This is a genomic window from Pseudactinotalea suaedae (assembly GCF_009733815.1).
In the GTDB taxonomy this organism is placed as follows: domain Bacteria; phylum Actinomycetota; class Actinomycetes; order Actinomycetales; family Beutenbergiaceae; genus Pseudactinotalea; species Pseudactinotalea suaedae.
The window spans coordinates 187,165-200,385 of the sequence record NZ_WNXY01000010.1; the positions used below are offsets into that span (position 1 = coordinate 187,165).

Sequence of the window (13,221 nt, forward strand, 5' to 3'; positions counted from 1 at the left end):
GTGGCACGAAGCTGCCCGAGCAACCGGTTGCCGTGCCGATCAGCGACCACTCGTGCCCACCCGCACCTGCTCGATGACGTGACGGATCCTCGTGATGGCCTCGTCCGGGGCGCCGGCGACCGCGGCTATCGCCGAGCCGACCGCCTCGGCGAAACCGGCCGGGGCGCCGGGCTGCCTCGCCGCAACGGCGATCAGACCCTTCTCGTTGGTGACCCAGCGACCCGCACGGGCGCAGATCGCGTGGGCCACCAGCAGCACCGCCCGCGAGAGCAGCAGCGCCAGGTAGGCGATGTCGCCCCGGCGCGCGACCTTGGCGGCGCCGCCGACCAGGAACTGTGCCTCCGCCAGCCCCTCCAGGAGCGTGGCTGCCAGGGCCGGCGGGTAGATCTGGTACGTGTCGTGGCGTGCGGTCAGCTCCCCGGTGGGGTCGGCGAGCACCCGGCTGAGCGCGACCTCACCCGGGTAGGCGAGGTCGGGGACGCCGAGCGGGTGCCCGGTCTGCATGTGGAAGGCGTTCTCGCCCGCGCTGACCCGCCGCCAGCACTCCTCGACGCGGTCGAGATCGCGATAGAGGAGATCCACAGGGGCGCCGTCGATGCGGAGCCAGGCTCCGCCGTCGACCCACGGACCCCAGCCGCCGTGCGCGGTGACCTCCGCGTCCGGCCCGGCGATCTCGCGAGCGAGGGCACCGAGCGCGTCGACGTCGATCGCGTGGCGGTAGTAGAGCCCGAGATCGGTGTCGGACTCGGCGGTTCCCTCGCCCCGGCCCCGGCTGCCGCCCAGCATGACGCCCACGATCCCCGGCACCTCGGTGAGCCGGGCAGCCAGGGAGTGGAGGGCGTCGTCGCCGAGGTGCACCTCGGGAGGCTATCGAGGCGGGATCGGAGTGTGTAACCTGAATGTTCACCACGAGCCGTTCGCATGGCCAACCGGACGTGGGAGTCGACCAGCTTCAACCATGCACCGGCAACGACGCACGGGTGGAGGGAGGCGGTCATGAGCGCTCGCACCGAGGTCGAGCTCGCCGCCACGGTCAACGGTCAGGTACGGGCCATGGACGCCGTGACCGGCGCGACGAACGCCCTGGACTGGCTGCGCGCCCAGGGTCTCACCGGAGCCAAGGAGGGCTGCGCCGAGGGCGAGTGCGGCGCCTGCGCCGTGCTGGTGGCCCGCCCCGACGAGCAGGGCGGGACCCGGTGGACCGCGATCAACGCCTGCCTGATCCCGGCGGCCTCGCTCGACGGCGCCGAGGTCGTCACCTCCGAGGGGCTGGGAACCCCGGGCGAGCTGCACCCGGCGCAGCGCGAGATGGCGGTGCGCGGGGGCTCCCAGTGCGGCTACTGCACACCGGGGTTCGTGTGCTCGATGGCGGCCGAGTACTACCGACCGGACCGGCGCGCGTGCGACCCCGGCCCCGAGCGCGGCCCGAACGGCTTCGACGTGCACGCGATGGCGGGGAACCTGTGCCGGTGCACGGGCTACCGGCCGATCCAGGACGCGGCGTTCGCGCTCGGCGAGGTGCCGGACGACGACCCGCTCGCTGCTCGGCTGTCCCGGCCCGCCCCTGCCCCCCGCGCCACAGTGCTCGACGGCGAGACCGCCTTCGTGAGGCCGGCTCACCTGAGCGACGCGCTGGCAGCGCTGGCCGAGACCGAGGGCGCCGTCGCCCTCGCAGGCTCGACCGACTGGGGCGTCGAGGCCAACCTGCGCCACCGCCGGGTGCCGCTGCTGGTCGCGCTCGACCATCTCCCCGAGCTGCGGACGTTCGAGGTCACCCCCGAACGGATCGAGATCGGCGCCGCGCTGACCCTCTCGGAGATCGAGCGCGCGCTCGCCGGCTCGGTCCCGTTGCTCGAGGAGATGCTCGGCCAGTTCGCCTCACGGCTGATCCGCAACAGCGCCACGCTCGGCGGCAACCTCGGCACCGGCTCCCCCATCGGCGACGCCGCGCCGGCCCTCCTGGCCCTCGGCGCGAGCCTCGTGCTCACCTCGGTGCGCGGCGACCGGGAGATCCCGATCGCGGACTACTTCACCGGCTATCGGCAGAGCGTGCGGGAGCCCGACGAGCTGATCCGGTCCGTGCGGATCCCGCTGCCGCTGCTGCCGCGCTCCAGCTTCCTCAAGATCGCCAAGCGGCGCTTCGACGACATCTCCTCGGTCGCGGTGGCGATCGCTGCGGACCTCGACGACGGCGTGGTGCGCGAGGTCAGGATCGGGCTGGGCGGCGTCGCTGCGACCCCGCTGCGGGCGGTCGCAGCGGAGGACGCGCTGCGTGGGAGGCCCTGGGACCTGGGCACCGTCGCCGCCGCGGCCACGGTGCTGGCGTCCGAGGGCACCCCGATCGACGACCACCGCGCGAGCGCCCGCTACCGCGCCGCGATGCTCGAGCAGAGCCTGCTGCGGTTCCACGCGAGCACGACCGAGGGGGTGGCCTCATGAGCACTGAGGGCAACGCGCTGGCCGACCGGCCGCGCTCATCGGTGGTCGGCATCGAGGTCCCGCACGAGTCGGCCGCGCTGCACGTCACGGGAGCGGCGCTCTACACCGACGATCTGGTGGGCCGCACCCCGGGGGTGCTGCACGCCTGGCCGGTCCAGGTGAACCACGCACACGCGAGGATCACGTCGATCAGCGTGGATGCTGCGCTGGCGGTCCCGGGTGTGGTCCGGGTGCTGACCCGCGCCGACGTGCCCGGCATCAACGACGCGGGCGTGAAGGAGGACGAGCCGCTCTTCCCGGACGAGGTCTGCTACGTCGGCCACGCGGTCGCGTGGGTGCTCGGCGAGAGCCTCGAGGCCGCGCGGCTGGGTGCTGAGGCCGTGGAGGTCGCGATCGAGCCGTTGCCGGCGATCGTCACGATCGAGGAGGCGGTCGAGGCGGCCTCGTTCCAGGGCACACCACGCACGATCTCCCGGGGCGACGTCGAGACGGGTCTGAGCACGGCACGCCATCGGTTCGGCGGTGAGCTCCAGATCGGTGGGCAGGAGCACTTCTACCTGGAGACCCAGGCAGCGCTGGCGGAGGTGGACGAAGCCGGTCAGGTGTTCGTGCAGTCGAGCACCCAGCACCCCAGCGAGACCCAGGAGATCGTCGCGCACGTGCTGGGTCTGCGCAGCCACGAGGTCACGGTGCAGTGCCTGCGCATGGGGGGCGGGTTCGGCGGCAAGGAGGCGCAGCCGCACGGTCTGGCCGCCGTCGCGGCTCTGGGGGCGGTGCTGACCGGGCGGCCGGTGCGGTTGCGCCTGACCCGGTCCCAGGACATGACCATGACGGGCAAGCGCCACCCCTTCCACGCCTCGTGGGAGGTCGGGTTCGACGACGACGCGAGGATCGTCGCCCTGCGCACCACGCTCACGGCCGACGGCGGCTGGAGCCTCGACCTGTCCGAGCCCGTTCTCGCGCGCGCCCTGTGCCATGTCGACAACGCCTACTGGATCCCGAACATCGAGCTGCACGGCCGCATCGTCAAGACCAACAAGACCTCGCAGACGGCGTTCCGCGGCTTCGGTGGCCCGCAGGGCATGGCGGTCCTCGAGGACATCCTCGGACGCGTGGCGCCGGCGCTGGGCGTGCCGGCCGACGAGCTCCGCCGCCGCAACTTCTACCGCGACGGCCAGAGCACCCCGTACGGGCAACCGGTACGCCACGCGGAGCGCATCACCCAGATCTGGGACCGTGCCCGCGAGACCAGCACCTTCGAGCAGCGAGCCGCCGGCATCGAGGCCTTCAACTCGGCGCATCCGCACCGCAAGCGTGGCATCGCGATCACGCCCGTCAAGTTCGGGATCTCCTTCAACCTGACGGCCTTCAACCAGGCCGGCGCGCTCGTGCTGGTCTACAAGGACGGCTCGGTGCTGATCAACCACGGCGGCACCGAGATGGGGCAGGGCCTGCACACCAAGATGCTGCAGGTGGCGGCGACCGCGCTCGGGGTGCCGCTCGATCTGGTGCGGCTGGCACCGACCCGCACCGACAAGGTGCCGAACACGTCCGCCACCGCGGCCAGCTCGGGCACGGACCTGAACGGCGGCGCCGTGCAGGATGCGTGTCGCCAGATCGTGGACCGGCTGCGTGAGGTCGCGGCGCCTCTGCTCGGGGTCGCACCGCACGACGTGGTGCTCGCCGACGGTCGTGTCAGCGCTGCCGGGGGCGGTGCGGAGCTGTCCTGGTACGAGGTGGTCGCCGAGGCGTACATGGAGCGTGTGTCGCTCTCCGCCGCGGGCTACTACCGCACCGAGGGTCTGCACTGGGATGCCGTGCGGATGCAGGGGTCCCCCTTCAAGTACTTCGCCTACGGGGTGGCGGTCACCGAGGTCGACGTCGACGGGTTCACCGGGGCGTACCGCACGCTGCGGACCGACATCGTCCACGACGTCGGCGACTCGTTGTCCCCGTTGATCGACCGTGGCCAGGTCGAGGGCGGCTTCGTGCAGGGTGCCGGCTGGCTGACCCTGGAGGACCTGCGCTGGGACGCCTCCGACGGACCGGCACGCGGCAGGCTCGCCACCCAGGCGGCCAGCACCTACAAGCTGCCCTCGTTCGGCGAGATGCCCGAGACCTTCCGCGTCGAGTTCCTCGAGCGGGCTCGCGAGAGCGGCGTGATCTACGGCAGCAAGGCCGTGGGTGAGCCGCCGCTGATGCTGGCCTTCAGCGTCCGTGAGGCGATCCGGCAGGCGTGCGCAGCCTTCGGCCCGGTCGGCCACAGCGTCGAGCTGGCGCTGCCCTCCACGCCGGAGGCGGTGTTCTGGGCGCTCACCGCGGCGCGGCAGGCTCAGGCGGCCGGGCGACCGGCGCCCCGCGCCGAGCCAGAAGCACACGCCGCCGGCAGCAACGGCCTGCTCGACGGTGTCCCCGCGACCCCCGTGCCCGCGGAGGGCTGAGCGATGCACTGGGTGGCCGCGGCAGCACGGCTGCACGCCGAGCTCGAGCCCTACGCACTCGTCACGCTGGTCGAGGTGCGCGGGCACGCACCGCGCGAGGCCGGCGCCAAGATGGTCGTCTCGGCCGCGGGTGCCTGGGGCAGCATCGGCGGCGGCAACATGGAGATCACGGCGGTGCGGCGAGCGCGAGCGATGCTGGCCGCGGGCGAGCGCGCACCGGAGCTCATCGAGCTCGGGCTCACCGAGCACGCGCCCTCCGAGCACGGCCGGCAGTGCTGCGGCGGTCAGGTGCGGGTGCTCGTGGAGCCGATCGGGTCGCGGCCGTCGGTGGTGCTGTTCGGGCTCGGTCACGTGGGCACCGAGCTCGCCCGCATCGTGTCGCGTCTCGACGTCTCGCTCCACCTGGTCGACTCGCGCCCCGACATCCTCACCGACGCCCAGCGCGCCGATCTCCGTGCCGGCGCGGCGACCGTGCACATCCACCACCCGCCGGCCCCCGAGACCGTGCTGACCGCGCCAGGCCTCGTGCCCAGCTCGGCCCACGTGCTCGTGCTCACCCACGACCACGCCGAGGACGTCGCCATCTGCGACGCCGCGCTGCGCCGACCGCTGGGCTCGATCGGGCTCATCGGCTCCCGTGCCAAGTGGGCACGGTTCCGCGTGCGGCTGCACGAGGTCGGCCACGACGACGCCGCGCTGGAGCGGATCACCTGCCCGATCGGGGTCCCCGACATCGCGGGCAAGCACCCCGCCGTCATCGCCGTCAGCGCGGCCGCCGACCTGCTGCGCGTGCTGCAGAAGAACGAACCGGGGTGGCCCGCGTGATCCACCCGGCCCCGGCGCCCCCGACCCACCTCCCGTACCCGGCTCCGGCCGCACCCCCACGACGAGATCGCACCTGCGGCGCGAGATCGCACGCCCGGGGGTGCGATCTCGCGCCGCAGGTCCGATCTCGTGGCCGCCGGCCGGCGGGAGCGGCCGCGTGAGCGCGACGCTGTACCGGGCGCGCGCGCTCGACGTGCCCGACGGCCCGCTCGGCGGCGCGGTTCTGCGCTCGGACGAGGACCTCGCGCTGCTCGTGCGCGACGGCGTCATCGAGGCCCGCGGCGGGTGGGCCGAGGTGAGCCGGCTGCCCGCGTCGCGCGAGGCCGCCACGGTGGACCTGCGTGACGGCGTGCTGCTGCCCGGGTTCGTCGACACCCACGTGCACTTCCCCCAGGTCCGGGTCATCGGAGGGCTCGGCAAGCCGCTGCTCGACTGGCTGCAGACCTGCGCGCTCCCCGAGGAGGCCCGCATGATCGACCGCGGGTACGCGCACGAGGTCGCCGCCGACCTGCTGTCGGGTCTCGCCTCCTCGGGCACCACCTCGGCGCTGGTGTTCGGCGCCCACGACGCGGACGCCGTCGACGTCCTGTTCACCGCAGCGGAGGCCAGCGGGCTGCGGATCACCGCCGGTCTGGTGACCGGTGACCGGCTGCTGCGCGAGGAGCTGCACACCGACCCCGAGACCGCGTTCCGCCAGGGTCTGGACCTGGCCTCGCGCTGGCACGGGCGGGGCCGCCTGCGGTACGCGGTGACGCCGCGCTTCAGCCTCGCCGCGAGCGATGCGATGCTGGCGAGCAGCCGGGCGCTGCTCGACGCCGTCGAGGGCAGCCTCTTCACGACCCACATCAACGAGAACGGGCACGAGATCGCCGCGGTCGCCGAGCTGTTCCCCGGCTCCCGGGACTATCTCGACACCTACGAGCGCCACGGGCTCGTGACGCCTCGCTCGGTGCTCGCCCACAACGTGCACCCCACGACCGCCGAGCTCGCCCGGCTGGCTGCCACCGGCGCGAGCGTGGCGCACTGCCCCACGTCGAACGCCTCGCTCGGGTCGGGGCTGTTCCCGATGCGCGAGCACGTCGAGGCGGGCGTGCGGGTGGCGCTGGGGTCGGACGTGGGTGGCGGGAGCGGGTTCTGCCTGCTCAAGGAGATGCTGCAGGCGTACTTCGCGCAGCAGCTGCTCGGCCCTGCCGGCCTGCCGCTGAGCCCGGCCGACCTGCTGCACCTGGCCACCACGGCCGGCGCGCAGGCGCTCGGGCTCGATCAGGTGGGCCACCTCGGCGAGGGCATGGCGTTCGACGCCGTGCTGATCAGGCCACCCGTCGGATCGACCCTGGACACCGTGCTGCGGCACGCCGAGGACGCCCTCGACGCGCTCGCGAAGATCATCGTCCTCGGCACCCCGGCGGACATCGCGTCGGTCTGGGTGGGCGGTCAGGTGGTCAACGGCTGCACGCCGACCCCGTTCACCCCTAAGGTGCCGCTGACGACCTCGCCCTGAGGCGACCCCCCGCACCCATCGACCAGGAGCACCATGGCCAGCAGCGAGACCACCGAGCCGACCGACGAGCGAGCCGAACCAGCCCGGCCCAGCTCCGCCGTCGACAGGTTCTTCGAGATCACGCGGCACGGTTCGACCGTGCCCCGAGAGCTCCGCGCGGGTCTGACCACGTTCCTGGCGATGAGCTACATCATCTTCGTCAACCCGAGCGTGCTCGGGAACGCCATCGTCATCGACGGCGTGGACAACGTCTTCACCCAGCTGGTCATCGTCACCTGCATCGCCGCCGCCTTCGGCTCGCTCGTGATGGGTCTGATCGCCCGCTACCCGTTCGCCCAGGCCCCCGGCATGGGCCTGAACGCGTTCTTCGCGTTCACGGTCGTCATCGGCATGGGCTACACCTGGCAGCAGGCGCTCGCCGCCGTGTTCATCTCCGGTGTGCTGTTCGTGGTGCTGAGCGTCATCGGCGCCCGCAAGGCCATCGTGCAGGCGCTGCCGATGTCCCTCAAGCTTGCGATCACGGCCGGCATCGGCGCCTTCCTGGCGCTGATCGGCATGCAGAACGCCGGCATCGTCGTCAACGACGACGCCACGCTGGTCAGGATCGGCGACTTCGGCAACCCCACCGTGTGGCTCGCGCTGATCGGTCTCGTGCTCACCGCCATCCTCATGAAGCTCAAGGTCACCGGCGCCATCCTGTGGGGCATCCTCGCCACCACGGCGGTCGCGATCATCTTCCGACTGGCCGTCTACGTCGGTGCCGATGGCTCGCCGGCCCCGTTCGGCGGGTTCAGCGACGGCATCCTCGCACTCCCGTTCTGGCCGGGTGACCTCGCCTTCCAGATGGACTTCGCCGGCCTGTTCAACCCGGCGCACCTCGACGTCAGTGCCGGGTTCCTGGTGACGTCGGCGATCACGGTCATCCTCACCTTCTTCGTGGTCGACTTCTTCGACGCCACCGGCACCCTGACCGGGCTCGCGCACCGCGCCGGCTTCGTCGACGACAAGGGCGAGATGCCCCGCGCCAAGACGCTGTTCTCGATGGACGGTCTCGCGGCGATCTTCGGCGCCACGATGGGCACCTCGACCACGACGGCGTACGTCGAGTCGGCCGCCGGTGTCGAGGAGGGCGGTCGCAGCGGCCTGACGGCGGTCACCACCGGTGGTCTGTTCGTGCTCGCGATGTTCTTCTGGCCGCTGGTCGGCGCGGTCCCCAGCGCCGCGACGTCACCGGCGCTGATCCTCGTGGGCGCGCTGATGATGGAGGGCGTCAAGGGCATCGACTGGAAGGACGTGGGCGACAGCGTGCCCGCCTTCCTCACGATCGTCGCGATGCCGTTCACCTACTCGATCGCGAACGGCGTCTCGTTCGGCATCATCGCCTACGCCCTGATCAAGGTGTTCACCGGCCGGTTCAAGGAGAGCAGCTGGCTGCTCTACGTGGTCGCGGCGCTCCTGATCGCGCGCTACATCTGGCTCGAGTAACCCGCTTCACCACGATTCCGTTCGCGCCGGGCAGTCAGCCGTCCCGCCGTGCCACGGAGAGCGCGATGCCGTCGAGGATGTCGTGCTCGCTCGTGGTCACGGTGGTGACGCCCGAGGAGGCGACGACGCGGCGGATCACCTCCGCCCAGACGAGCGCGCCGGCGCCGATGACGTCCACGCGCCCCGGGTGCATGTACGGCAGCGCGGCGCGTTCGCTGCGCTCCCTGCCGAGCAGGTCGTCGCAGGCGGCGAGCACGTCGTCGACGGCGAGCCGGGCGCCGTCGATCCGCTCGGGTCGGTAGCGGTCGAGCTCGAGGGCGTGCGCCGTCACGGTCGTGACCGAGCCCGCCACCCCGACGAGGGTGCCCACCCGGTCGAGCGGCACGATCGCCGCGGCGCGCTCGAGCGCCTCCCGGATGTCGGCACGGGCGGCCTCGACCTCCGCGGCGGTGGGCGGGTCCGAGGCCAGGTGACGCTCGGTCATGCGCACGCAGCCGACGTCGAGCGAGATCGAGGCCTCCGGGGTCGGTGCCGGCCCGCCCGGCTCCCCCAGCACGAGCTCGGTGGAGCCACCGCCGATGTCGACCACCAGGGCGGGGCCCGGATCGTCCGCGGCGAGCACGCGGACGGCGCCCGCGAAGCTCAGCGCCGCCTCCTCGGTCCCGGAGATCACCTCGGGCGGCACCCCGAGCCGCTCGGTGACTCCGTCGATGAACACGTCCCGGTTCCGGGCGTCGCGGGTGGCCGAGGTCGCGACGAACCGCACCGCCTCGACGCCGTGCTCGCGGCACAGCGCCGCATACCGCTCGGTCGCGTCGAGGGTGCGCAGCAGCGCCTCGGGCGCGAGCTCACCCGTCCGGTCGACGCCCTGGCCCAGCCGGACCACCTCCATGAGGCGCGTCACGTCGGTGAGGTCCGCTCCGCCGTCGGGACGCCTCTCGACGTCCGCGATCAGGAGCCGGATGGAGTTGGTACCGCAGTCGATCCCTGCCACTCGAGTCACCGTCACACCCTGCCATGACTCGAGATGCGCACCGCACGCGTGCGCGGATCCGTGCCGAGACGGTCAGCAGGTGCAGCGGTCGGGGCGCCAGGTCTCGCGGATGCGCTCGAGCGCCTCGTCGCCGATCGGGTTGATGCCCGGTCCCACCGCGAGGGCGTGACCGACCAGCACGTGCAGGCACTTCACCCGGTCGGGCATGCCCCCCGCGCTGATGCCCTCGATCTCGGCCACCTCGCCCAGTTCCGCCCGGCGGCGCAGGTAGTCCTCGTGGGCGGCCCGGTGCGCTGCGGCGAGCTCGGGGTCCTCGGCGAGCCGCGCCGTCATCTCCCGCATCGCGCCGCCGGCCTCGAGCGTGCTCACGGCCGCGACGGCGGGCGGGCACGTGAGGTAGAACGTCGTGGGGAACGGGGTGCCGTCGGGCAGCCGCGGCGCGGTGCGGACCACGGTCGGGCGGCCGCACACGCAGCGCGCCGCGACCGAGACGACGCCGCGCGGCTCCCGTCCCAGCTGCTCGGCGACGACCGCGAGATCACGCTCGGTGACCTCCTCGGCAGGCGTCGCCATCAGTCGTCGACCTCGCCGGCGACCTGCACCGAGTCCCACACCGTCAGGTACCAGGGCCCGGTACGTGGCATCGTCACCGGCCCGGGATCCTCGGTGTCGACGGGCTCCTCACCCGTGATCGTCTCGGGGTCGACGACGACGTAGGGCGTCTCCCCCGGCATCACGAAACCGAGCCGGTCGCGCGCCTGGGCCTGCACGTAGGCCTCGTCGTCCCAGCGATCGATCGCGGCCTGCAGCCCAGCCGTGCGCTCCTCGGTGGCAGCGATCGCGTCGTTGAGCTCGCGCAGCTGCTCCTGCTGCGCCACGTACGCGCGCAGCGTCGGCGCCAGCAGCACGAACGCCACCAGGATGACCACGAACAGCATCACCGCCCGGACCGTCACCTGCCTCGGCTCGTCGGCGCGCTCGACGACGGCACGCGCCGGCGTGGTGACCCTGCGTGGGGTGGTGCTCGGCTTGCGTACCGGCTTGCTCGGGGCCGCCGATCCACGCGCGGGGCGGGAGGTCGCGCGGACCGTCCTGGCGGGCTTGCGTGCGGTAGCCGTCGACGCCGCCGTGCGGGCGGCGCTCGCGCGCGGCGCGACAGGACGACGGGAGCTCACCGCTCCAGTTTCTCTCACGCCGGCGCCGAACCCGGGCAGGCAGGGCGTCGCGCGTCGCGGGCACACCTGCCCACGCCGGCACCCACCGCCCCCGGATCACGTCGCGGTGACGTCGAGCGCGCAGCCCGGGACCTTCGCCCCAGGAACCGGGCCCCTCGTCGACCTACGCTCGCGGACGTGACCCCTCGACCCGTCCACCTGCTGCTCTCCTCGATCGCCGCGCTCGCCCTGCTGAGCGGCTGCGTCGCCCCGCTCGGACCCGCGACCCCGGCTCCTGCCCCGGACGAGGTCGCGGCCGCGAGCGCGACCGCGGACATGGGCGTGCCCGAGCTGGCGGCGCTGCCGGTGCACGAGCTGGTGCACCTGCTGGAGTCCGCGCCGCTGGATGCACGGCCCGAGGTCATGGCGTCCGTGCGACCGCGCGAGGTGCTGCTCGCTGACATCGACGGCGCTCGGCAGGTGTCGGTGCCTGTACCCGCGGGAGAGTTCTACCTCTCGATCGCCCCCTACCGCGAGCACACCCACGAGTGCTACTTCCACAGCCTGACCACCTGCACCGGGGAGCTGGGCGAGACACCGGTGCAGATCAGGATCGTCGACACGACCACCGGGCAGGTGCTGGTCGACGAGACCCGGACCACCTATGCCAACGGCTACGTCGACGTCTGGCTGCCCACCGACATCACCGCGGACGTCACGATCGTCTCCGACGGCCGCACCGGCACCGCCCGGATCCGCACCGGACCGGACGACCTGACCTGCCTGACGAGCCTGCAGCTGATCTGAGAGCCGCCGCCACCGAGGCCCGCGGCACCACGACCCGTCCTGGGCTGCGACCGGCCATGGTGGTGCTCACCGGTCGCAGCACCAGGACGAACGAAGCAGAGCCCGCGAGGTGGTCACCTCGCGGGCTCTGCTGTGCCGGGTCGGGGTCACCTCACCGGCGTGCGGCGGCGACCCCCTCGATCAGACGGAGGGGCTCCAGCGCGGGAACGCCGTCGAACCGGCGTACACGCCCGAGCTGTCGAGCTCGTCCTCGATCCGCAGCAGCTGGTTGTACTTGTTGATCCGCTCGCCGCGGGCCGGGGCACCGGTCTTGATCTGGCCGGCGTTGACCGCGACCGACAGGTCGGCGATCGTGGTGTCCTCGGTCTCCCCCGAGCGGTGCGAGACCATCGCGGTGAAGCCGTTGCGCTGGGCGAGCGAGACGGCGTCGAGGGTCTCGGTCAGCGACCCGATCTGGTTGACCTTGACCAGCAGCGAGTTCGCGGCCTTGAGCTCGATGCCCTTGGCGAGACGCTCCGGGTTGGTGACGAACAGGTCGTCGCCCACGATCTGCACCTTGTCGCCGACCTGGCCGACCAGCTCGCTCCAGCTGTCCCACTCGTCCTCCGACAGCGGGTCCTCGATCGAGACCAGCGGGTAGTCCGCCACCAGCTGGGAGTAGTAGGCGATCATCTCGGTCGGGGTCTTGGAGCCCCCCTCGAACGCGTACGCGCCGTCGGCGAAGAACTCGGTGGCGGCGACGTCGAGCGCGAGCGCGATGTCGGTGCCGGCGGCGAAGCCGGCCCGCTCGATCGCCTCGAGGATGAGGTCGAGCGCGGCGCGGTTGCTGTCGAGGTTGGGCGCGAAGCCACCCTCGTCGCCCAGACCGGTGGCGAGCCCGCGCTCCTTGAGCACCGACTTGAGGTTGTGGTAGACCTCGGCGCCCCAGCGGAGCGCCTCCTTGAACGTGCCCGCACCGATCGGCGCGACCATGAACTCCTGGACGTCGACGTTGGAGTCGGCGTGGCTGCCGCCGTTGAGGATGTTCATCATCGGCACCGGGAGCATGTGCGCGTTCGGGCCGCCGACGTAGCGGAACAGCGACAGGTCGGCGCTCTCGGCGCTGGCGCGGGCGGCGGCCAGCGAGACCCCGAGGATCGCGTTGGCGCCGAGCTTGGCCTTGTTCGGCGTGCCGTCGAGCTCGATGAGCGTGGCGTCGAGGTGACGCTGGTCGGCGGCGTCGAGCCCGAGGATCGCCGGGGCGATCACCTCGGTGACGGCGGCGACGGCCTCGCTCACGCCCTTGCCGAGGTAGCGGGCCTTGTCGCCGTCACGGCGCTCGACGGCCTCGAAAGCACCGGTGGACGCGCCCGACGGCACGGCGGCGCGGGCGAACGACCCGTCCTCCAGCGCGAGCTCGACCTCCACGGTGGGGTTGCCTCGGGAGTCAAGAATCTCCCGGGCGCCGACGGCCTCGATCGTGGCCATGTGCGACTCCTTCTCAGATGGGTGTCAGGGATGAAAGATCTGGGTCCGCAAGCCACCCTAGACCCGCCGCCTGGGTGGGTCCGCGGTGGTGTTCGTCACCCGGTGAGG

General features: G+C 72.5%; 11 protein-coding genes. 6 read left to right on the plus strand and 5 right to left on the minus strand.

Annotation, left to right across the window (positions count from 1 at the left end):
* Nucleotides 1-39: 39 nt before the first annotated feature.
* Nucleotides 40-858, minus strand: a complete 819-nt coding sequence (locus tag GPA04_RS17080) for a nucleotidyltransferase domain-containing protein (protein ID WP_206674266.1) — start codon at nucleotides 856-858, stop codon at nucleotides 40-42.
* Between the two features lie 138 nt (nucleotides 859-996).
* On the opposite strand from GPA04_RS17080, the gene GPA04_RS17085 reads away from it, so the two are divergent.
* From GPA04_RS17085 to GPA04_RS17105, 5 genes are all read left to right on the plus strand, one after another.
* Nucleotides 997-2,439, plus strand: a complete 1,443-nt coding sequence (locus tag GPA04_RS17085) for a xanthine dehydrogenase small subunit (protein ID WP_156225410.1) — start codon at nucleotides 997-999, stop codon at nucleotides 2,437-2,439.
* A complete protein-coding gene (gene xdhB / locus GPA04_RS17090; protein ID WP_156225411.1) occupies nucleotides 2,436-4,880 on the plus strand; it encodes a xanthine dehydrogenase molybdopterin binding subunit in 2,445 nt (814 codons plus the stop codon). Before GPA04_RS17085 ends, xdhB begins: the two co-directional genes overlap by 4 nt.
* 3 nt (nucleotides 4,881-4,883) lie before the next feature.
* Nucleotides 4,884-5,705, plus strand: a complete 822-nt coding sequence (gene xdhC / locus GPA04_RS17095) for a xanthine dehydrogenase accessory protein XdhC (protein WP_156225412.1) — start codon at nucleotides 4,884-4,886, stop codon at nucleotides 5,703-5,705.
* 157 nt (nucleotides 5,706-5,862) lie between these two features.
* The gene (gene guaD, locus GPA04_RS17100) at nucleotides 5,863-7,206 is read left to right on the plus strand and encodes a guanine deaminase (protein WP_156225413.1); all 1,344 of its coding nucleotides are present in this window, start codon (nucleotides 5,863-5,865) and stop codon (nucleotides 7,204-7,206) included.
* Between the two features lie 33 nt (nucleotides 7,207-7,239).
* On the plus strand, nucleotides 7,240-8,691 hold the full coding sequence (locus GPA04_RS17105) for an NCS2 family permease (protein ID WP_156225414.1): 1,452 nt from the start codon (nucleotides 7,240-7,242) through the stop codon (nucleotides 8,689-8,691).
* A gap of 34 nt (nucleotides 8,692-8,725) precedes the next feature.
* Here GPA04_RS17105 and GPA04_RS17110 read toward each other — a convergent pair whose 3' ends face one another.
* From GPA04_RS17110 to GPA04_RS17120, 3 genes are all read right to left on the minus strand, one after another.
* Entirely contained in the window at nucleotides 8,726-9,694 is a 969-nt protein-coding gene (locus GPA04_RS17110) for a Ppx/GppA phosphatase family protein (RefSeq protein WP_156225415.1), read from the minus strand.
* Nucleotides 9,695-9,757: 63 nt separating this feature from the next.
* Nucleotides 9,758-10,258: a DUF501 domain-containing protein gene (locus tag GPA04_RS17115; RefSeq protein WP_156225416.1), complete on the minus strand. Its 501-nt coding sequence runs from the start codon at nucleotides 10,256-10,258 to the stop codon at nucleotides 9,758-9,760.
* Complete coding sequence (locus GPA04_RS17120) at nucleotides 10,258-10,860, minus strand: FtsB family cell division protein (RefSeq protein WP_156225417.1); 603 nt, start codon at nucleotides 10,858-10,860, stop codon at nucleotides 10,258-10,260. The genes GPA04_RS17115 and GPA04_RS17120 overlap by 1 nt, the downstream gene beginning before the upstream one ends.
* A 177-nt stretch (nucleotides 10,861-11,037) precedes the next feature.
* On the opposite strand from GPA04_RS17120, the gene GPA04_RS17125 reads away from it, so the two are divergent.
* Nucleotides 11,038-11,646 carry a CueP family metal-binding protein gene (locus GPA04_RS17125; protein WP_156225418.1) on the plus strand — a complete coding sequence of 203 codons (609 nt, stop codon included), beginning with the start codon at nucleotides 11,038-11,040 and terminating at the stop codon, nucleotides 11,644-11,646.
* Nucleotides 11,647-11,826: 180 nt separating this feature from the next.
* Here the strand turns inward: GPA04_RS17125 and eno are convergent, their stop codons facing one another.
* The gene (eno, locus tag GPA04_RS17130; protein ID WP_156225419.1) at nucleotides 11,827-13,113 is read right to left on the minus strand and encodes a phosphopyruvate hydratase; all 1,287 of its coding nucleotides are present in this window, start codon (nucleotides 13,111-13,113) and stop codon (nucleotides 11,827-11,829) included.
* Nucleotides 13,114-13,221: the final 108 nt, after the last annotated feature.